The organism is Candidatus Hydrogenedentota bacterium (assembly GCA_035416745.1).
In the GTDB taxonomy this organism is placed as follows: Bacteria; Hydrogenedentota; Hydrogenedentia; order Hydrogenedentales; family SLHB01; genus UBA2224.
On sequence record DAOLNV010000068.1, the window covers coordinates 3,737 to 24,352 of the forward strand.

The following is a 20,616-nucleotide window of genomic DNA, read 5'->3' on the forward strand; positions in this document are numbered from 1 at the left end:
CCGGGCGCCGTCGCTTTTGCGGCGGCGAGCAACATCTGGGCCTGTTCGCGCTCTCCGGTCCCCAGGTGCTTGACGAGACGGTTCACATAGACCGCGACAAAGGCCTCTTTGTCGGCTGCTTCCCAGATCTCCCGCGGGAGCGCGGCCTTATACTCCGTGACAAGGTCCACGCATCGGGATAACGTAGCCGTGTAGTCGGGACGCGACTGCAGGGATTGCAGGTAGCAGCCGAGGGCTGCGCCTGTGTCGCCCTCGGCTTCGGCAAGCAAGCCAAGGTGGTAGAACGAGCTGAAACCGCCCGTGCCGCGGACAAGCTCCCGCCGGGCGCCGGCCTGCAGCGCCGTGACGAATGCCTGGCGTGCGCGGGCCACGTCGCCGAGCATCAAGTACATGTAGCCCAGGGCGTGGGGAAAATCGGCCCAGCAAGTAGCCGGATGGCCCATTGCCCGGTGCCGTTCGAGGAGATCACGGCCCTCGCGATAGCGCTCGAGATTGGCGTAAGCATAGGCAAGACATGTCAGGAGATCGATGAGCACATCTTCGGAAACCGTGCGCCGGTTCCGCCCTGTTGGAAGAGACGCCCCGGCGAACGTCATGCTTGCGAGGGCTTCCTCAAACGCGCGAACCGCCTCGCCGTATTCTTTTCGGCAGAAGTCGGCCTTGCCTAATTGGTAAAGGTAATACTCGTCACCGGGGTGATTCTCCAACTCGCGCAGGAGAATACGGCGGTTTCGGTCTATTCGAGCCAGGAGCGCATCCCTGTCTTCGTACCCGGAATGGAGGTATTGCAGGCCGGTGGGGGCCTGCCGCGCTTCGCCCTCGAGCGGCACGAGCTGTTCATGGATAGCGCCCTCGAACACGAAACGGTCGCGGCGGAAGAACTTGGGCGAAATGGATATCTCCTCGCGCATATGCCCGCCTTCGCGGACGCCGCTGAGTATCTCCACCGTCCCCACTGTGTTGGAGGAATGCTCGTTCGCGAAGCGCTCGAGCAGGCCGCGGGCCAAGCCGGGGTTGACGAGCCGGTGATCCGCGTCGGCCACGAGGACATAGTCTCCCGTAGCCATTTTCAGGGAGTGGTTCCGGGCACGGGCGAAATCGTCTTGCCATGTGAACGCGTACACGTTGGGGGTGTATTGGGTGGCGCGCGCGACTGTTTGATCCGTTGATCCCGTATCGACGAGCACGATTTCATCGACGGCGGGCTGCAACGATTCCAGGCAGCCGGGGAGCATGCTTTCCTCGTTCCGCACAATCAGAGCCGCGCTGATTTTCACCGCGATCTCTCCTCTCGTGGTCGTTCGTCTGGAGTAGAACAACCATCATAGGGAGTCAGACAAGCCGGGTCAAAGACAGAGCGCCTTGGTAGCCGGAACCCGAGCCGTGGGGGAAGTCATCAGGAAGAGCGGTGCATCCGCGATTTTCGAGCGTATGCGTTTCACCGGGCGGCCCGGGCTGGCAGGCGTGCCCGAAGAACGGTCTACGGCCCGGAACGGGCTCCTGGCTTGCCCAGGAACCCGCTGCCGGGCCGTAAGTGAGTCTATCTCAGGTAGCTCGAATGGATCGGGGCGAGACCTATCCGAGCAGCTGTAACGCTGTCTGCGGCACCAAGTTTGCCTGGGCCAGCACTGAGGTGCCCGCGCTGATGAGAATCTGGGTCCGGGTGTATTCGGTCGTTACACGGGCGAAATCCGCGTCACGAATGGCGCTTTCCGCGGACGCCGAGTTCTCTTCCTGGATGGCCAGGGTGTTGATAGTGAACTCGAGGCGGTTCTGGATAGCGCCGAGCGTGGCGCGCAGCGACGAAACGCTGTTGATGGCCGCATCAAGCGTGCTGAGGGCCGATACGGCGCCGTCCATGGTCGATACCGACACGGCGTTGACTCCCAGGTCCGAGGCTCCCGCACCCGACAGAGCGATCAGGAGCGTCTGGCCAGCTTGCGCGCCGGCTTGGAGGGTGACGGTCTGCGCGGCGCTGAGCACGCGCAATCCGTTGAACTCGGTGTCGGTCGCGATGTCGTCGATCTGCTCGAGCAACTGAGAAACCTCAGCCTGCAGAGCGGCCCGGTTCGAGGTACTCATGGTACCGTTGGCCGACTGGACCGCCAGTTCGCGAATACGCTGGAGAATGTTGGTGGCTTCGCTGAGGGCGCCCTCCGCGGTCTGCACCAGGCTCACGCCGTCCTGCGCATTGCGTTGCGCCACCTGTGTGCCGCGAACCACGGAGTTGAATCCTTCGGCGATGGCAAGACCGGCCGCGTCATCGCTCGCCCGGTTGATGCGAAGTCCGCTCGACAGTTGTTCGAGCGCCTTGTTGAGTTGCGACGTTGACCGCGACAACACGCGGGATGCGTTCAAAGCCGCGATATTGGTGTTAATCCTGAGTCCCATAGCTTTTCCTCCTTGAGTGACGAATCTGCGCATCCATGCGCATCCGCCCATACCCAGCCTTTTCGCCGTGACAGCGTGTCCCAAACACCGCCCCGTGACAATATTAGAAAAGGCCCGGTGCGCGCCTTTCGGCGCGATTGTTGCCGGAAATTGACGGTCAGCAAACCGGCCTGCTGTGGCCGCACGAAGCTCCTTGGCCGCATCCGCATGACAACGCCCGGTCCGCGCCTCTTGCACGGTCGGCGTTGCTTTCGCTGCTCCTGTCCCGGGAGAGCGGTCTCAGAAGACACTGACCCACTGAGGAGAGTCCCCTGGGTTTCAAGAAACCCTTCCCCTGCTCGAGTTTCGTGACCTCTGATTGGGCGGCGGCTAAGGCATGAAGCGCATCGGCTCCGGCCTTCGTTTGGCCCCATTCAACTGGCTGGCGCGCCCTACGGATTGCCCTTCCGGCGGTCTCCGTTAGAGCTTCTTGGCAGAACACGGGTAAACCGAGAATCTCCCGTGGTCGGAAAGCATGTTCCCCTCAGGATAATCTCCCCGGGCCCGGCGCATTCCGCCGTTGTCGTTCGAATTATCGGCAACCTTAACCGATAACTTTAGCATTTTTTTTGAGAAACGATGTTTTTTTCGATATATGCGGGTAGGGCGGGAAAATCAGACCGGGTATTTTCTGTACAAGTCTAACAATTTTAAGAGTTTGAGCGCGACGCATTTATCAAACGAAAAGGCCGCGCTGGCGCCAGCGCGGCCCGAAATCAACGGGGGTATGAACCGTTCAGACAGCCCTCACGGGGATTATCCGCCCAACAATTGAAGCGCGGTCTGAGGCACAATATTGGCCTGGGCGAGGACCGCGGTCCCCGCGCTGACCAGTATCTGGGTGCGTGTGAATTGGATTGTCTCGGTGGCGATATCCGCGTCGCGCAGGGCGCTGTCGGAGGCAGACGCGTTCTCTTCCGTGATTGCCAGGCTGTTCATGGTGAACTCAAGCCGGTTTTGCACGGCGCCGAACGTAGCGCGCAGCTGACTGACGCTCTGGATGGCTGCATCCAGGGTGGAGAGACAGGAAACGGCGCCCTCCATCGTCGAGAGAGAGACTCCGTTCACCCCCAAGTTGACCGTCGAGGCGCCTGCCACAGCGATTTCGATGGTCTGGCCGGCCCGGAAACCTGCCTGCAGGGTAATCGTTTGAGCGGCACTGAGCACGCTCAGTCCGTTGAATTCCGTGTCGAATGCGATATCGTCGAGCTGCTGCAACAGCTGATTGACCTCGAGGTCGAGGGACATCCGGTTGGCCGTGCTCTGGGTGCCGTTTGCGGCTTGCACGGCGAGTTCGCGCATGCGCTGCAAGATGTTGGTGGCCTCGCTCAGCGCGCCTTCAGCCGTCTGAACGAGGCTGATCCCGTCCTGCGAGTTCCGCTGGGCCACCGCGGACCCGCGAATGACGGTGCGGAATCCTTCTGAGATGGCCAGACCGGCTGCGTCGTCGGCAGCGCGGTTGATGCGGAGCCCGCTCGCGAGGCGTTCGAGGGATGTGTTGAGTTCCTTTGTGGTTCGTCGAAGTGTGCGGGCGGCGTTGAGGGCCGCAATGTTGGTGTTGATCCGAAGACCCATGGCTCATATCCTCCGTGATATTTGCGCCTTTGCATCCGTGCATCGGCTTTCGAGCCTCAGTGAGAGGCTCTGGTGTGTGTATCGGCAGCCCCAAGCGAATTCTTTAGCACGCGGGCATAGGGCGCTCAGGGGTTTCCTGCCCGGTTACGCACTTTTTGAAGGTTGGCCAGCGCCCCGTGATGGGAAGGCTCGAGCGCCAGGCACTGTTCGAAGGCGGCCGCGGCCTCGCTGTAACGCATTTCTTTCATCAGGACGACGCCGAGATTGTTGTACCCTGCCGGGCTGCCCAGCCGGCCGGCCCGCGTGAAGTGCGTCTTGGCGTCTTCCAGGCGCTCGTCGTAGAAGTACAGTTCTCCCAAGGCATTATGGACATTGGCAACGCAGGCGCGCTCGTCGATCAGCCGCTGCAACACGTCGCGCGCTTCTTGACGGCGCTCGAGCCGCAGCATCTGATGGATGTACAGGCGCAGGCAGTCGTGGCTGTCCGGCCGCGCTTGCAGAGCTTTCTTCGAAGCTTCCGCCGCCTGGGCAAAATCGCCGTGCCCTTCCAAAGCAATGCTCAGGTACCGGTATCCGTCCATCCAATTGGGATTTGTTTTGAGGGCGTTTTGAAAGCTCTCGATAGCGGCCGGCCACTGCTTTTGATCCAGGTAGATGACGCCCAGATTACGCCAGGCGCTCGAGAGCCCGGGATCGATGCGCAAGGCCAGCAACAGGGCTTTCTTGCCCTCTTCGGAGCGTTTCGCGAGGTGCAAAACGCCGCCTAGATCGCGAAGAACGGGAGCATTCGACGGGTCCAATTGCAAGGCTTCGCGGTAGGCTCCCGCGGCCTTCTCGTACTCGCCCACCTCCGCGTACTGATTGCCCAGTTCCACGTATCCTTTGGGGTCCAAGGGTTCTTGGGCCACCTTTTCATGCCCCAGACGCAGATACATCTCCTGCTTCTTCCGTGTGTGCTCGAGCCCTCGGATGTGAGGGTAGTGATGGATGGGGACGTTGCAGGGGCTTATCTCGATGCGAGCCCGGACGAGTGACGGCTCGACCAATTCATGCACCTTTCCCTCGAAGCGCACTCCGGCGTTAGCGGGAAACAAGCGCACTTTTCTGCTCGGGTGCCAGCCTTCGAACCCCCGCGCGTGCGGATCGTCCGGCGCGCACGGATGAAAGTCGGCTATATTGGTGGCATTGGTGTAGTTGCGCGTGGTGAATTCATACGCAAAGGCCGCGGGTCCTTTGGCTATGCGTTTGATGGCGGGGATATCCTCTTTCGCGATTCGTTCATCGGCGTCAAGGACTAAAATCCAGTCCTTGGAACACATTCGCAGCGATTCGTTCCGTGCCGCGCCAAAATCGTCGCACCACAGATAGCCGATAACGCGTGCGCCATGGCGGTGCGCAATTTCCAGGGTCTCATCGCCGGAGCCCGTGTCCACGATGCAGATTTCGTCCACGAGACTCCGAACGGATTCCAGACACTCCTCAAGTACCTGGCCCTCGTCTTTCACGATCATGGCCAGGGAGATCGTACTTCCCACTCCTATTCCTCAATGTCGCTGGGATTGTTTGACGGAAGCGTTGCGGTGTCGTTCGCACCGCCTTGCTTGGTGCGGGCAGAGGTATCGGGCGCACGGTCCACCGCGCCCGCTGCCACCAGCGCCTCAAAGGTCTCTCGATCAACCACATCCCCGCTGGTGACCACCCGGGTGGACATGTTCACCGTGACGGCAAACTGCCGGATGGGTTTGCCGCGCCTCTGCAGGATAGCGCCCTTCTTCATCATATCGAATTCGATGCGGTAAAAGGCAGGTTTCTGCGCACCCGGCATCTCGCCACTGCGCAGGTGCGGGGGCACGTCGCTAAGCTTGTCTTTTCTCTGAAACCACACGTACGGGAACTCCTGTCACGCCTCGAAGGGCAACTTATACTCGCGTTATTTTACCACGCAATGGAAAAGACGAACAATGCCGGAGTTTCGTCCGTCCAACGATGGCTATCCCCGTCAAGAGAGACTGGCTCAAGGGCCCTCGACGGGCCTGATTCCGAATGAAGGAAGGCGGGCTTCGAAAAGTCCCCTGGCTTCAGTGAACCGAGCCAAGCCGGTTGTCGCCCAAACGCATTGAATTGAAAAGGCTGAACCGTGTTGTGCTGCGGGCTTCCAGGCTGCACCCGAGAAGAGGCACGATGCCGCTCCCGCAAGAACATGCGGACAATCCAAGCAGGCCTTTCTTGATTGTGACTCAGTACGCCAGCTTCTTACGGGTTATTGGGTCGCAAGCGCTGCTTCGCGCTGTGCATTTCGCAGCTTCTCCTGGTCGGCGGCAGTCAGTTTGGCGTCGCCGAGATTGACGACCACCTTTCTGATCTGACCCGTGAACTTGAACGGCACGTCATAGTCCCCGCTCACGGGCGTGCCGGTATCTTCGCCTACGTCCAGAGTTTCATCGAATGAGAGTCGAACTGGCACCGTTCTGTCGATCCGCCCCTGGGCGGCCTGTTTGCCGTCCACAGCGATCGTGCCCGTGCCGCCCTTCCCGATGCCGCCGCCGTCGTGTTGGAAGTCGAATGCAACGGTATGCTCGCCCGGTGTCAAGGGGGCTTCGGCGGCGATTCTATAGTGCGTGATGCCCAGAAGGTTGTAGTAGAACACCGGCTTGCCGCCCTCGAATAGCAGCGCGTAACCGGCAGAGCAACCGCCCTGCGTTATCACGACACCTTGTTCGTCGCCCTTTGCCAGGACCACTTCGGCCGTGATGCGGAACGACTTGTTCTTGATGTCCGGTGCAGCGCCTTCGGGGATGCGCGTCAGGCCCTGGGAATACGTGAACTCAGTGCGTCCACGCGTCAGACTAGGGCGGATGGCCACATCTAATCGCGCGATCGTACTGTGATCCAGAGGCAACACGTTGTACTTGGCGGCCTCGGCATAGAACAGCAACTGTAGTTCATGAAGCTTGTCAGGTTCTTTCTCAGCCAGGTTCACCGCCTCGCTGAAATCCTCCTCGACGTGATAGAGCTCCCACGTGTAGCCGGAGATCACATCCCCTGTAAACTCGGCGGGCTCCCAGGAGGATCTTGCCGGGGTGGTGCACGCCACCCAGCCATCGTGATAGATGCCGCGGTTGCCCATCAGCTCGAAGTACTGCGTCCGACGCATCGACGGGGCCTTGGGATCATCGAACGTGTAAGCCATGCTCACACCCTCGATAGGCTTCTGGGCCACGCCGTTGACGATGGATGGCTGCTGCAGTCCGGTAACGTCCAGAATGGTCGGCACGATGTCGATCGTATGGTGCCATTGAGAGCGCAGGCCCCCCCGATCTTCGATGCGCGCGGGCCAGGAGATGACCATTGCGTTGCGGGTACCCCCGTAGTGCGATGCGATCTGCTTGGTCCATTGGAAGGGCGTGTCCATTGCGTGCGCCCAAGCCGACGGGTAGTGGTTGTGGGTCTTCCATGTGCCTAGCTCGTCTTTGCGGGCAAGGACCTGTTGGTAGTCTTCCGCCAGCCCGTTGACCCCGGCAAGCTCGTTCAGCATGCCCTGGGGCCAACCTTCGGCGCTGGCGCCGTTGTCGCCGACGATATAAATGACCAACGTATTGTCGACCTGCCCCAGCTCCTCTATGGCGTCCAGTACCCGGCCGACGTTATAGTCCGTCTGTTCGAGGAAGCCCGCGTAGATCTCCATCATGTAGGCGGAGAGCTGCTGCTGCTCCGTGTTGAGGGAGTCCCAGGCGGGTAGTCCCTCGTGGCGTTTGGTCAACTGGGTGTTTGCCGGTACGATGCCCAATGCCTTCTGGCGCGCGAGCGTTTCCTCACGCACCTTGTCCCAGCCCTGATCGAACTTCCCCTTGTACTTCGCGATCCACTCCTTTCTCGGGTGGTGTGGGGAGTGGGTAGCTCCCGGGGCATAGTAGAGGAAGAACGGCCTGTCCGGCGCCACGGCCTTCTGGTTGCGCACCCACTTGATGGCCTGGTCGGCCATATCGTAGTCGAAGTTGTAATCGGGATTGCCCAAGTACGGCTCTATGGGCGTGTTGCCCTGAGAAGCCGCCGGCCGCCACTGGTTGGTCTCCGCGCCGACGAAACCGTAGAAGTGCTCGAAGCCCAGACCCAAGGGCCAGAGATCGAACGGCCCGGCCTGGCTGGTCTGCCAGTCGGGCACATTGTGGTTCTTACCGAACCACGAGGTGTTCCAGCCCTTCTGCTTAAGGATCTCGGCGACCGTGGCTGTGTCCTTGCCCATCACGGTGTCGTACCCGGGATAGCCTGTCCCCACCTCCATGATGACGCCCGTGTGAACCGAGTGATGGTTGCGGCCGGTCAGCAACGCCGCCCGGGTGGGTGAACAGAGCGCCGTGGTGTGGAACTGCGTGTAGCGGAGCCCGCTGTTTGCCAGCCTCTCCAGGGTGGGCGTCTGGCACGGCCCGCCGAACGTGCTCGACGCGCCAAAACCGACATCATCCAGCAGAACCAACACGATGTTCGGCGCACCCTCGGGCGCCTGCACCTGCTGCGGGAAATCGGGCTTCGAATCCTTCGCGCTCAGTCCGATCTCTCCCTTGAACGGCGGGGGGGGAGCCGGCAGGACTTCCTGCGCGTAGGCGAGCCCGCTCGATAAAACTCCCGTCGCCAGCACCAAGCCAATCGAAGCCCACACGCGGGTGCAGCTTCCATCTATCGCTCGACGTCTCCCATAATATTTCTCCCTCATGGCGCAGTCTCCTTTTGTTCCAACCGTCTGGAGTGTCGGGCGATGACCGTTTCCCCTCGTCTCCGGCCGCCCGTTTCGTTTCACTCCTTCGGGTCTTCCTTTGTCCGTTCCACGAGCGCCGCCATGCATTTCGCGCCAGCGCTCACTCGCCTGCTGCCAACGCGTCGGCTCGCTGCGCGAAGGCCTCCCTGACCTCCGGCGAAAACCGGTCATTTTCGGCAGCCTGGCGGTACACGGCAATGGCGCCGTCCCGGTCGCCTTGCTCCGCACGAATCTGTGCCAGCAGCGCGTAGAGGTCGGGCATTGCGACCTTGCGCGCCACGACCTGCTCGAGCGTCTGGACAGCACTGGCGCTGTCGCCCATCTGGTGCTGGTAGAAGGCGAACGTATAAGCATACTTGGGATTGTCGGGTTGAAGCGTGCTCGCTCTACGGCACCAATCGAGCCCCTCACGATTCTCCTGTTGAATCAGCAGCACGCCGAGGTTGTACGCAGCTGCCGCCAGGGAGGGATCAGCCTCCAGACTCTTTCGCAATTCGGCTTCGGCCTCCTGGGGCCGGCCAGTTTCCGCGAGCAGAAGTCCCAGGTTGAAGTGCGCCGCGGCGCTCTGGGGCGCGATGGACAGGGCTTCCCGTAGCGCGTTTTCGGCCTCTGAGTTGCGCCCCTGGCGGCTGTATGCCATGGAAGCGTTCACCAGCGACAGCACAAACGAGGGATTCAGTTTCAGGGAGGTCTCATAGCTCGCGATAGCAAGCTCCGTCTCCTCGCGTTCCGCATGGTAATTACCCAGGTTGTAATGTGAAGCGTAGTCATCCAGCCGCGACTTCATCGAGGCCAGCCACTCCGCCGCCGCCTTTTGGAAGGCTGCCTGGTCATCCTGCTCGAGTCGGCCCGCGGGGAGGGCCGGAAGGCTTGCGGCGGCAAGGATCCGGACGAGGCGATACTCGTCCCGGCATGCCTTCATAAGGGCTTTTACAGAGTCGGCCGTCACGAACCCGTCGAGCGCTTCCGCCGCGGCTGACCGCACCAGCGGCGAATCGTCATCCAGTGCCGCGATGATCGCGGGCCATTTTTCTGAAGACGGGCATCCCCTCAGGAGCCGGAGCAACGAGGCAACGAAAATGGGATTCCGGTCATCGCGGGACAGGTAGGCGAGCATGTCCGGCAGGCGCGACCAGTCGCCCTTGCGCGCGGCGGCGATCCATCCCGCCCGTTCGAGGAGGGGCGCCTGGTAGTCGCGCGAGCGCCACTCCCGCACCTGTTTGTCTGCCCATGCCGCATCCTTGTCGCTGTGGCAGATGTTGCAGGCGTTGGGGGAGCCGAAGGCCTGAGTGGCTGCCGGCGCGGGAGGCACCATCGAGTGGTCATGCCTGACCATTCGCGCGAACTCGGTGCGCGGCATATGGCACGAAATGCAGAGGTTGCCCTCGTTGTCGGCCTCGTGACGGGTATGCGCCTCGGGCTTATCGACCTTGTCTTGGTGGCAGGGCGCGCAGGCCTTGTTCGCATCCGCTCCGCGGAAGCGGTACCGGCCGCTCGAGGTGTGGCAGTACATGCAGTCGAGCTTACCGGACGCCACGCAAGGGCTCATGAGCCACGAGGTGTATGTGTAGTTCTCGCCGAGGTCCCGCCCGTCCGGGTAGAAATCCGGGTCCTCGAGGGCGACCAGCCCATAGTGGTCGAAATACCGGTCGCCGGGCCGGAATGACGGAGTAATGACGTAAGCCTTGGCGTGGCATGATACGCAGAGGTCATTGGTTTGCTGGACGGTAAAGGGCTTGGTGCTGATAATCTTGGGGTCTGAAGGCGGCTTATCGGGCGGCGCCTCCCGAAACAGCCTGTCGTGCTCCGAGGCGGGCCCGTGGCACGTTTCGCAGTTGATTCCCGGCTCGGCCCATACGGTGTGGTAGCTGTCGGTGGCCGGGTCGTAGTTGGTCGTCAATTGGCTTACGTGGCAACCATAGCATGAGGTGTTGAACGTGTAGGCACGGTCCCGCCAGTCTATGGGACGTTCGCCCGCGCCGGCGATATGACGTATCCCGCTGGCGGCCATGTCAAACCACGCCTTTTGCCGCACGTCGTAGGCGAGTGGAAGGGTCTGAAGCATCCCTTTATCGAGAAGCGTGAGGAAATAGTAGACGTTCTTGCCGCCCATGGCGTGCAAGATGGGGTAGCGCGCCTCGCCATCAGGCCTCTTCTCGATAACACAGGCCTGGCCCGGCGCAAGGTCCACGGAATACTCGTTGGGGCCGATAGCGACCGCCTGTTCGAGCGGGGTGAGCTTTTCCGCGGCCAGTTTGCCGGTAAACGGTTGCATGGCAAGGCCGTGATTCGACGTAGACCAGAGCTGGTAGAACTTCTCGTGGCAGTCCCGGCAACTGGCGGAGCCGGCCAGACCGTCCGGGCCCCCGGCAGGCTTTGCTTCCACGCCCAGACCGAGCTCTTCAGGCGAAAACTGTGTCTCGGGCACGCCGCCGCAGACAAGGCTCGCCAACACCGTCACCGCCACACCCGCTATCGCATATTGGGCCGTCATGCCATCTCCCGGCGATTTCCGAGGCGCTGCGCCGCTTGGCTTTCGGCGGCGCCGTCGTTCGCGGTTCCAATTGCACTAGAATCGAATGGCCATGCCGAGCGTCGGGCCATAGGTCTCGCTGGTCAACTCCATGCGCCCCGCGTCGTCTTCGATTCTCAGATAGCGGTATCCGACGCCCACCGAATACCGGTCCGAAATTCTATACCCCAACGTCGCCGCCGCATTTGTCGTCAGTTCCGAACCTAAGCCGAAGCCGCCCACGTCGCCACGAATAGATGCACCCCATTTTTCGGACAATTTGAAGCGAAGGCGGCCGCCGACAATGGGGTCGATCCAGTCTTTGGTCATGCTGTTGTCAATGGGGCCGAACTTGGCGTCCGTGACAAAGCTGAAATATCGGGCGCCGGCGAGAGCATCGAAGCCCACCCGTTCGCGGTCGAAACTTCGCAGGACCCCGAGTTCCAACATTGTTTCCTTCAGGCTTCCCGCAGTGTTGACACTGATCAAAGGCATCATCTTGAGCCGCACATCGTTGGCGGCGCTTATCTTGACAAAATCGAGTTCCGTAAACAGGCCCCATTTTCCGCGTTGAGCCTCAAAATGCGTGAACCCCGCGAAGTCGACCGCGTCCAGAATATCCTTGAATTTGGTCGTCGCAGTCGTTTCCTTGCCGCCGACATCTGTCGTCGAGGTAATGCTCGACAGCCACATATAGACGGCGAGTTCGAGGCGCCACTCTTCCGAATTATCTTCAGGCGCGGCCTCTTCCGCCGGAGGAGACACATCGGCGCTCCCTCCGCCCCCCGTCCCTTTGTTCTCCGCGGGGGGCGCGGTGTTGTCCGCACCCTCGCCGGGCGCCGCCGCATAGGCGCAGGCGCCGCACGCGATGCCAACGATAAGCACGACACACTCAACAACCTTCCATGTCTTCATCTCTTGAGCCCCTTCCCCGCGCTATGCCGTTCCTGTTCTCATGTCACCCGGCTTCCGATGGTTTATGCCTCACTTCTCCTGAGGCGGATAGATCACCTTCCAGTCGTCCTTCATACTGACGATCGTCCAGCCTTTGGCCAAGGCTTCATCGAGGCCCTTGTCCAATCGCCCAATGCTTGACTCGCGGTCATAGGCCCATTCGCGCCCGGCGTCGGTGTGCCGGACGTAGAGGCAGAGGCTCGGGCCATTGCGGGCCGCGGTCCATTGCAGCATCTGCAGGTCGCCGTCGGAATTGCCGAACGCCGCGATCGGCCGCCGGCCGATGTACTGGTGAATCCCGACTGGCTTGCCCTCCTTGTCATCGAAGAAGTTCACCTCAGGGAGGCGCAGAAGCACGGGTTTGCCGTCATGCATCTCGAAACGCGTTTTAATGCTGCTGCCGATGACCTGCTCAGGCGGGATGCCATATACGGCTTCCGTCCACGGCCGCATAAACTCGATGCCGCCGCCGGACACGATGAACGTCTTAAAGCCGTTGGCCCGAAGATAATCAAGCAGTTCGAGCATCGGCTGATAGACCATCTGCGTGTAAGGCAGGCCGGTTTCCGGGTGTTTCGCGGTGGCCAGCCAGTCCTTCACGCGCGTTTCGAACTCCTCGGTGGTCGTGCCTGCATGGGTGGCCATCATGATTTCCATCAGCCCCCGCTCGCCGGCGGCCAACGCGCCCTTTACATCGCCTTTGAGCAGCGAAGCGAACGGTTCTTTGTCCTTCCACTCGGGGTGTCCTGGCGCAAGCAGTTTTACCTGGTCAAGCGCGAAGCTCAACTGGAAATAGATCGGCTGCTCGGCCCAGAGCGTCCCATCGTTGTCGAAAACCGCGATACGTTCAGCCGGAGGCACAAAACCGGGCGAACCTTCCTGCGTTACCTGCGCGACGAACGCGAGAATGGATTCTTTCGCCGCGCCGCTGTTCCACGAAGGCAGTTGTTCGGCGGCATAGGCGCTCGCGGCCAATATGCCGGCTGCAAACAGACACATTAGCTTTCTTTTTCGCATAGTTCTTATCCTTCAAGCTGGTTTTGCATGAATGCGGCTGCGGCGCCTCCGGCCGTGCCGGGCACGGCCGGAGGCAAAGGAGCAGCACACTGCGTACCACCACCAGCCTTATCAAACGCATCCAACGATGCGGGGCAGGCTCATTTGCCTGCGCCCGAGCCTTGCTCAAGCTGCTGCACCACCTGATCGATATTGAAGCTGGCCGATTTCTGCCGCTGCGGAAATTCCTGGAACGTCTGGAGAAACTTCCCGACGACCGCCTGCATCGGCACGAACGCCCAACATTTGTCCGCCATCCACCGCATGGCCATAGGTGAATTGTCCGCGTTGAAAAGGACGTGGTCCTCGAGCGGATCCATGCGCAAGTTCACGATCTTTGGAAAGCTCTGGGGCAGTACGGGGCCGCCCGAGAGCCAGTCGCCTGAGAGCGCGAAGTGAGCCTTCCAGTCCCGAACGCGCACGGCGTTGAGGTTGCCGTTGTCGTCGAAGTAGAAGATCTCGTTCCTCGCGCTGGGCCCGGTGCCCGCCAGCAACGCGCGCTGATCGTAGCCGTCAAGGTGGACCTTGAACGGCTTGCCGTTGGCAGTGTATCCCTGCAGGAGTTTTTCCTTGACGTCGGGTTCGCCGGCCGCCGCCGCGAGGGTCACCGCCCAATCTTCATGCGACACGATGTCGTTGATCACCGTGCCCGGCTTGACCACGCCCGGCCAGCGGACGACGCATGGCACCCGCATGCCGCCTTCCCACGTACTTCCTTTTTCTCCCCTGAAGGGTGTGGCCCCGCCATCCGGCCACGAAAACTTCTCGGCGCCGTTGTCGGTCGTGAAGATCACGATGGTGTTGTCGGCGATGCCGAGGTCGTCGATCTTTTTGAGCAGGATGCCGACGTGGTCGTCGAGTTCATTCATCCCGTCGGCATAGAGGCCGTAGCCGGTCTTATCCTGGTACTTTGGCTGAAGCCGGGTCCACACATGCATCCGGGTCGAGTTATGCCAAATGAAGAACGGCTTCTTTTCTTTGACCGCGCGTTCCATGAAATCGAGCGTACCGGCGAGGAACTCCTCATCCACGGTCTCCATGCGCTTGCGCGTGATGGGCCCGGTGTCCTCGATGGTTTGCCTGCCGACTTTGCCGAAGCGGGGATCGACAGTGGTGTCATCGACGTCGGTCGCCTTTGTTTTCAGCGCCCCCCGCGGTCCGAATCGCTGTTTGAACGCCGGGTCCTTGGGATATTGCGGGTCCTCCGGCTCCTCTTCGGCGTTGAGGTGGTAGAGGTTGCCGAAGAACTCGTCAAACCCGTGCACCGTGGGCAGGAACTCGTTGCGGTCACCAAGATGGTTCTTGCCGAACTGGCCGGTGACGTAGCCTTGATTCTTGAGAAGATCGGCGATAGTAGGGTCCTGCGGCTGCAGTCCGAGCGCCGCGCCCGGAAGCCCCACCTTCAGCAATCCCGTGCGGAACGGGTGTTGCCCGGTGATGAAGGCGGCCCGGCCCGCAGTGCAGCTCTGCTGCCCGTAATAGTCTGTGAAGATGGCCCCCTCATGTGCGATCCGGTCGATGTTGGGCGTGCGGGAGCCCATCATCCCCATATTGTACGCGCTGATGTTGAACAAGCCGATGTCATCGCCAAAGATGACGAGGATGTTGGGCTTCTGATCTGCCGGAGCGCCCTGCGCGGTCGCCGCCACAGCAAAGAATGCGCCTGCAAACACGGCCAGCGCGCAGACCAATGCCGGGCGAAACGCAAAGACGAACCTCCTTCTAGTGTCTGTGTCCATAAGGCTTTTCCCTTCCCAGTTTACCGCCCTTTGCGGCGCGTTGCCCCGACGTTCGGTTTACCACCAATGGTGGACTTATTCGGGCTATGCACGCGCATCGGTGAATTGAAATCAGGTTCCTTTTGCGCCATTTTTGGGGGTAGCAAGATAGGTTTTCCGCTAACCGTCATGCTGACGGCGGCTTTCCTTCCCTCCTTTGCACCTGGCTGTCCTCCGCCGGACCTACGCCCGGCGACAGGAATGAAGAGCGCGCGCCTAGCGCCCTCCGGCCGTCTGTTGCAATGTCTCAAGCGCTTGGTCTATGCCGAAGCTTGCCGGCTTCTGGCGCGGCGGAAACTCCTTGAACGTCTCGATGAAGTTCATGATATAGGTCTGGGACGGGACCACAAGAAACGCGTGATCAAACGCCCAATCCCAATACGTGTTGGAAGTGATGTCTGCCCGTTCGTAGGGGTCGGCACGCAGGTCGAAGAGCTTGGACATGCGGAAATGCGTGAATGGCTCATTCCAAACGGCCATGGTGCCAGGCGTCGACTGTTCCGCGAAGACGAACTTCCAGTTCTCGTAGCGCAGGTTGAGCAATTCGCCATCGTCGCTGAAATAGAGAAACTCCCTGCGGGGACTCTTCGGTTCCTGGCCCGTGAGGAACGGCAGGAGGTTGTACCCATCGAGATGGACCTTGTAGGTGGTTCCACCGACGCTGCAACCTTCGAGCAACTTCTGTTTGACGCCGGGGTCGCCGGCGGCCGCGAGCAGGGTCGGCAGCCAGTCCAGGCCGCTGACGATCTCGTTGGAGACCGAATCGGGCTTTATGTGGCCCGGCCAGCGGATGAAGCACGGCACGCGAAATGCCCCTTCCCAGTTGGTGTTCTTCTCGCTGCGGAACGGCGTCGTCGCGGCATCCGGCCAGCTATTGGCGTGCGGGCCGTTGTCCGTCGTGTAGATGACGATGGTGTTGTTGGCGATGCCCAGGTCGTCGACGGCTCTTAGTAATGAACCCACCGTTCCGTCGTGCTCGATCATGCCGTCCGCATACTCGGTGAGAGCTGTCGCCCCCTTGGGACTGCGGTGCTCGGGGCGCACGTGGGTGCGAAAGTGCATCCGCGTGCTGTTGTACCAGCAGAAGAACGGCGTGTTTGCCTTGACCTGGCGTTGCATGAAATCAATCGCCGCGGCCGAGGTTTCGTCGTCAATCGTCTCCATCCGCTTGCGGGTGAGCGGGCCGGTGTCTTCGATGGTCTGCTTGCCGACTCTGCCGAAGCGCGGGTCCTCGGTTGGGTCGTTCTTGTCCGTCGCCTTGCAGCGCAGCACTCCCCTGGGACCAAACATCTGGCGAAACTTCGGCTCCTGCGGGTAGTTGAAGAGTTCCGGCTCTTCTTCCGCGTTAAGGTGGTAGAGGTTGCCGAAGAACTCATCGAAGCCGTGCACCGTGGGCAAGTACTCGTTGCGGTCGCCGAGATGGTTCTTGCCGAATTGCCCCGTAGCATAGCCGAGCGGCTTGAGTAATTCGGCAATCGTCGGGTCTTCTTTGCTCAGCCCGACTGTCGCGGCGGGCAACCCGACCTTGCTCAGACCGGTGCGAAAGACACACTGGCCGGTGATGAACGAGGACCGCCCGGCCGTGCAGCTCTGCTCCGCGTAGTAATCGGTGAACAGAAGACCTTCCTCGGCGATGCGGTCGATGTTGGGCGTGCGGTAGCCCATCAGGCCTTTGGTGAAGATGCTGATGTTGGCCTGCCCGATGTCGTCGCCAAAAATGACCAGTATGTTGGGTTTGGCCGCGCCGACGCTTGCGGGAGGGCTCTCGGCCGCCCATGCTGGCGTTGCCAAGGTTAGAACGCCCGCCGTCAGAACGAAGAACGCGCCGGCCATCAGAGCCAGTACATCGACCAAAGCACTTCGCCATGCGTCGACAGGCCTGCATCTCGAATCTGCTCTCATGTATGTTTCTCCTCCCCTATAACAGCCGCATATGGACCGTCGCGGGAAACTTGCGTTCCCGCCGGTGCCTTCCTCGCGCCGCCTGTGGTTTCACACAACTCCCGCCCTCACCAGAGTTCCGAAGTGCACCTCGCGCGGGGTTTCCCGACCTGCAATGCCTTCATTTCCGGCCTTGCATAAGTCGTTCCCTACTATTTGATTAGTAAAACAGGCGCAGCGCAAAAAAGTCAATACACATCTTCAATCCCTACGGCTGTGCGGGTCGAAGTGGTTTGACGGGTACCGGGGCGTGAAACCTCACGCTTGAAGGCACGGGAAAGGCACGAAAATTGCTTATCTCAGGGTTGGGAGGGCGTGGCCGCCTGTACGGTATCCTTGACGGGGGGGAGCCGGTACCATACGCCTTCGAGCTCGAAGATAACCTCTTCCTGGAACGCTGCAATCTCAGCCAGAGACGGGTCTTTAGCGATGAGGGCGTTGAATTCCGCGGAATCCCTCGCCACGGTTACGGCGGCCTGCTTGTCATAGGCTGCTTGAACCCAGGCGTCCTCGCGCATCTTGAATGTCCGGTCTCCGGCCCGCTTATCTTCAATAGTGCCAGGCACGCCGGAAGGCGCGGGAGGCTTGGACGGCGGCGTTTCGGCGCCTTCGGAAGCAGCCAATGCCGGGGCAAGCTCGGGTGCCGGAGGCGTGGTCTCGGCGGCTGTTGCCGGGGGTGCCGCGCCGGCCTCGAGACCGACGGTCTTGGTTTCGTCAAGCTCCACCTGGCCAGCCGTTTCTGCAGGCGGTTCCGCAGGCGTCGTGCCGCTCTCGGTTTCAGTATCAGACAGTTTCTCCCCAAGCTGAAGGGCATCTCCCGTGGATTGCCCGCCCGCGCTGCCTTGCGTCTGGCCGGCCGGCCCGTCTTCCGCACGACCTTCTTGAGTCTCCCCGGCCACCCTTACCCGCTGCGCCGGGGGCGCCGGCGATGCGGGCGCTGGAGAAGGCGCAGGCAAGGCGTCTGTCCTGCGGGCCCTGTCGGCAATCATCTCCCGCGGCTCATGCGCTTCATCGAGCGGCCTGCCAGCACTCGCCGCCTCTTCTTTGGAGACCGCCCCTTTCGCAGCGCCTGCCGGGGCCTGCTCCAGGCGTGACACATTGAATGTACTTGATTTCGGGAACTGCAGGACGACCAGCCCCAAGATAAGAACCACCGCTGCCGCTGCGGCGAGCAATGGCCATGCGGGCCGGCGGCTCAAGCGCGAAGGGCCAAACGAGACCGGGCGGGCCTTGCGGCCGGTTTCGATCCGCACCGACAGCTCTTCCGGGGCTTCATATCGCGGCATTTCGCGAAACAGGCCGTTCATCTGCCTCAACGCATGCCATTCGCGGGCCACGCTGGGGTTTGCTTCAATGAGCGCCTCGAGCTCACGGCGCTCCTCGTCGGAAAGTTCGCCGTCGAGCAGGGCAGACAGTTTCTCGTCCAATTGCTCCTTATCCATTACTCGGCCTCAAGAATAGAAAGTTCGCGGAGACGTTGCCGCAACCGCTTCCGCGCCTGATTCAAGCGCGATTTCACCGTGCCGGGAGGGCAGTTCATGACTTCGGCAATTTCCTCGTACGTAAGGTCGTCAAAGGTCCGCAACACAAACGGAAGACGGTAGTGTTCGGGCAGGTCATCGAGACACCGTTGAAGGACCTCTTCCATTTCATGTTCCATGGCTTCCGTTCCCGGATTTCTTTTCGACGCGGCCGCCGCATCTGCAACGGCGGGCGCGGTCTCCTGCAAGGCATCGAGGGAGGTGCCCTTGTCCCGTCCTCTGCGCGAGCCGTCCCGAAGCCTGTTGCGCGCGAGGTTTGCCGCAATGCTGTACAGCCACGTATACACCTGCGCATCGCCTCGATAGCTCTCGAGCGACCGGTACGCCCGCAAGAAGGTCTCCTGGCAGATGTCGAGGGCATCTTCACGGCTGCCCAGATACCGCATTGCCACATTGTAAAGTCTTGTTTTGTAACGATTTACAATTATGCCAAAAGCGTTTGGGTCGCCGTGGCGGCATTGCTCGACCACCTCGCGGTCGGATATCGTGCCGGCTTCTTGCGAATTCACCACTGCTTAACTGACGAGCTGCGGAACCTGCGGTTTCGCGGCTCACTCCTTATGACACCAAACGGTTCTCGTAGTTCGCCCATACCCTTGGGCAAGCCCATTCTATCACGGGCTGTCACATGAATAACCAGGGCGTGTGCATAGGGGCAATCCCAGAGGCTTGCCGCCCGATGCGCCATGGTGCAGTTGACTCAGCCGAATACTTATGGCTACAATCCTGCGGCGTCAGCCTTCGAAAGATGTTCATGAGGTTCAATCAACGGCAACAGGAGTCGGAAAGGGGAAACAAGGTGCGTAAATCAATCGTTATCGCAATGACAGTCATGATGGCGGCCGTATTGGTCGCGGGTTGCACGACGGGTTCGGGCGCAAGCGACAAGGATCAGATTGCCGGTGTGCTGAACGAGTGGAAGGCCGGTTTCGAAGCGGGCAGTATTGACGCGATTATGGCGCCGGTTTCCGAGTCGTTCACTCACTACGAGTGGACCAACAAGGCCGCGCTGCAGGCCTTTGTCAAGGGTGCTCTGGACCAAGGCGAACTGAACAACGCGGAAATCGATCTGCAGTATGCCGAGTACAAGAAGAACGACGACGGGACGTGGACGGTTTATCCGATCGAGTTGACGGCCGTTTTCGGCAGCGCCACGATTGAAGGGACCTTCAAGCAGGAAGAGAGCGGGTGGAAGATCGTCGGCATCGAGGTGGAAGGCATCTAACGCCAGCCCGGGCCGCAAGCCGCACATAGCAAGCAGGCGTCTCCGCACATTCCGGGGGCGCCTGTTCTATTTCTGCCCGTCACCCTGAACGCTATTCTTCGCGAGTCTTGGACCGGCGCAGGTCATCGACAAGGCCCGGCCCGTTCGGTTTCCGGCGGGCGACGACGAAGAAACAGTCCCCAATACGCGAATTGAAGCGAAAGGCCATACCTCGGAGCCACCGTTTCAGGCGGCCTACGGGGGGGTTGTGCATGCCGTAGAGACGCTCCTCGGTGATGAACCAGCGCGCAAGCATCACCTCGATCTCTTCCGCCGTGTAGAACAGGGAGCAGTATTCCATCAACGCCTTGTTCTCGAGCGCGTTGTACTGGTTGAACCACCGGAACGGGTTTTCGCCCCACAACGCATCAAGACGCCGTCCCAGAGCCACGGCGTTGGGGGTTTCCACGATCAGAATGCCGCCCGGACGCATGACCCGCGCGATCTCCGCGATAATATGGCTGGGATTGTAAAGGTGCTCGATCACCGAGGCGAAGAGGACGATGTCGAAAAAGCTGTCATCGTAAGGGAGGGCCTGCACGTCTACGTTGCATACTTGTGCCTCGATGCCACTTTTCCGGAGACGATCAATGTCTGTTGCCAGGTCTACCGTGTGGAACTCGTCCACATACTTTGCCTTGATCTCCGAGACGATCTCGGCCACATCGCCGCCTCCTCCGATGTCGAGGCACCTTTCCTGGCGCTCCGGAGCGTGTCTGGCCAGCAGTGCAAGCAGTTGTTGGTGGCGCACATGATGAAAACGGCGGTAATCTTCGCGTGTCTTATGCATCCAGTTCCATTCGCGCGCCCTG

15 protein-coding genes are annotated in these 20,616 nt (G+C 60.9%); 1 reads left to right on the top strand and 14 read right to left on the bottom strand.

The features are described from left to right. The 13 genes from PLJ71_17120 to PLJ71_17180 form a co-directional block, all read right to left on the bottom strand. Nucleotides 1–1,277: glycosyltransferase family 2 protein (locus PLJ71_17120; protein HQM50413.1), on the bottom strand; the 1,277-nt coding region annotated here is incomplete at its 3' end. Nucleotides 1,278–1,575: 298 nt separating this feature from the next. Next, nucleotides 1,576–2,391 carry a flagellin gene (locus PLJ71_17125; protein HQM50414.1) on the bottom strand — a complete coding sequence of 272 codons (816 nt, stop codon included), beginning with the start codon at nt 2,389–2,391 and terminating at the stop codon, nt 1,576–1,578. A gap of 795 nt (nt 2,392–3,186) precedes the next feature. Further along, the gene (locus PLJ71_17130; protein ID HQM50415.1) at nt 3,187–4,005 is read right to left on the bottom strand and encodes a flagellin; all 819 of its coding nucleotides are present in this window, start codon (nt 4,003–4,005) and stop codon (nt 3,187–3,189) included. A 125-nt stretch (nt 4,006–4,130) separates the two neighbouring features. After that, nucleotides 4,131–5,540, bottom strand: coding sequence for a tetratricopeptide repeat protein (locus tag PLJ71_17135; protein ID HQM50416.1), 1,410 nt, complete (start codon nt 5,538–5,540; stop codon nt 4,131–4,133). A gap of 2 nt (nt 5,541–5,542) precedes the next feature. After that, nucleotides 5,543–5,890 (bottom strand): hypothetical protein, encoded by a 348-nt coding sequence (locus PLJ71_17140; GenBank protein ID HQM50417.1) that lies wholly within the window; start codon nt 5,888–5,890, stop codon nt 5,543–5,545. Between the two features lie 375 nt (nt 5,891–6,265). Then, on the bottom strand, nt 6,266–8,716 hold the full coding sequence (locus tag PLJ71_17145) for an arylsulfatase (protein HQM50418.1): 2,451 nt from the start codon (nt 8,714–8,716) through the stop codon (nt 6,266–6,268). A gap of 142 nt (nt 8,717–8,858) precedes the next feature. Then, the gene (locus tag PLJ71_17150) at nt 8,859–11,252 is read right to left on the bottom strand and encodes a tetratricopeptide repeat protein (GenBank protein ID HQM50419.1); all 2,394 of its coding nucleotides are present in this window, start codon (nt 11,250–11,252) and stop codon (nt 8,859–8,861) included. Between the two features lie 75 nt (nt 11,253–11,327). After that, entirely contained in the window at nt 11,328–12,185 is an 858-nt protein-coding gene (locus PLJ71_17155; protein ID HQM50420.1) for a hypothetical protein, read from the bottom strand. 69 nt (nt 12,186–12,254) lie between these two features. After that, nucleotides 12,255–13,241, bottom strand: a complete 987-nt coding sequence (locus PLJ71_17160; GenBank protein HQM50421.1) for an HAD family hydrolase — start codon at nt 13,239–13,241, stop codon at nt 12,255–12,257. Between the two features lie 140 nt (nt 13,242–13,381). Beyond that, nucleotides 13,382–15,019, bottom strand: coding sequence for an arylsulfatase (locus tag PLJ71_17165; GenBank protein ID HQM50422.1), 1,638 nt, complete (start codon nt 15,017–15,019; stop codon nt 13,382–13,384). A 255-nt stretch (nt 15,020–15,274) separates the two neighbouring features. After that, nucleotides 15,275–16,960, bottom strand: coding sequence for an arylsulfatase (locus PLJ71_17170; GenBank protein HQM50423.1), 1,686 nt, complete (start codon nt 16,958–16,960; stop codon nt 15,275–15,277). A gap of 338 nt (nt 16,961–17,298) precedes the next feature. Next, nucleotides 17,299–18,441, bottom strand: coding sequence for a hypothetical protein (locus PLJ71_17175; GenBank protein ID HQM50424.1), 1,143 nt, complete (start codon nt 18,439–18,441; stop codon nt 17,299–17,301). Further along, nucleotides 18,441–19,049: a sigma-70 family RNA polymerase sigma factor gene (locus PLJ71_17180; GenBank protein HQM50425.1), complete on the bottom strand. Its 609-nt coding sequence runs from the start codon at nt 19,047–19,049 to the stop codon at nt 18,441–18,443. The genes PLJ71_17175 and PLJ71_17180 overlap by 1 nt, the downstream gene beginning before the upstream one ends. 290 nt (nt 19,050–19,339) lie before the next feature. Between PLJ71_17180 and PLJ71_17185 the strand changes: the two genes are divergently transcribed. After that, nucleotides 19,340–19,765, top strand: a complete 426-nt coding sequence (locus PLJ71_17185; protein HQM50426.1) for a hypothetical protein — start codon at nt 19,340–19,342, stop codon at nt 19,763–19,765. A gap of 91 nt (nt 19,766–19,856) precedes the next feature. Here the strand turns inward: PLJ71_17185 and PLJ71_17190 are convergent, their stop codons facing one another. Next, nucleotides 19,857–20,594, bottom strand: coding sequence for a methyltransferase domain-containing protein (locus tag PLJ71_17190; GenBank protein ID HQM50427.1), 738 nt, complete (start codon nt 20,592–20,594; stop codon nt 19,857–19,859). Between the last annotated feature and the right edge of the window lie 22 nt (nt 20,595–20,616).

Bases quoted from the DNA above. Each gene is read 5' to 3' on its own strand.
- PLJ71_17170 (HQM50423.1), bottom strand. From the start codon at position 16,960: ATGAGAGCAGATTCGAGATGCAGGCCTGTCGACGCATGGCGAAGTGCT.
- PLJ71_17155 (HQM50420.1), bottom strand. From the start codon at position 12,185: ATGAAGACATGGAAGGTTGTTGAGTGTGTCGTGCTTATCGTTGGCATC.
- PLJ71_17125 (HQM50414.1), bottom strand. From the start codon at position 2,391: ATGGGACTCAGGATTAACACCAATATCGCGGCTTTGAACGCATCCCGC.
- PLJ71_17145 (HQM50418.1), bottom strand. From the start codon at position 8,716: ATGAGGGAGAAATATTATGGGAGACGTCGAGCGATAGATGGAAGCTGC.
- PLJ71_17130 (HQM50415.1), bottom strand. From the start codon at position 4,005: ATGGGTCTTCGGATCAACACCAACATTGCGGCCCTCAACGCCGCCCGC.
- PLJ71_17190 (HQM50427.1), bottom strand. From the start codon at position 20,594: ATGCATAAGACACGCGAAGATTACCGCCGTTTTCATCATGTGCGCCAC.
- PLJ71_17165 (HQM50422.1), bottom strand. From the start codon at position 15,019: ATGGACACAGACACTAGAAGGAGGTTCGTCTTTGCGTTTCGCCCGGCA.
- PLJ71_17150 (HQM50419.1), bottom strand. From the start codon at position 11,252: ATGACGGCCCAATATGCGATAGCGGGTGTGGCGGTGACGGTGTTGGCG.
- PLJ71_17175 (HQM50424.1), bottom strand. From the start codon at position 18,441: ATGGATAAGGAGCAATTGGACGAGAAACTGTCTGCCCTGCTCGACGGC.
- PLJ71_17160 (HQM50421.1), bottom strand. From the start codon at position 13,241: ATGCGAAAAAGAAAGCTAATGTGTCTGTTTGCAGCCGGCATATTGGCC.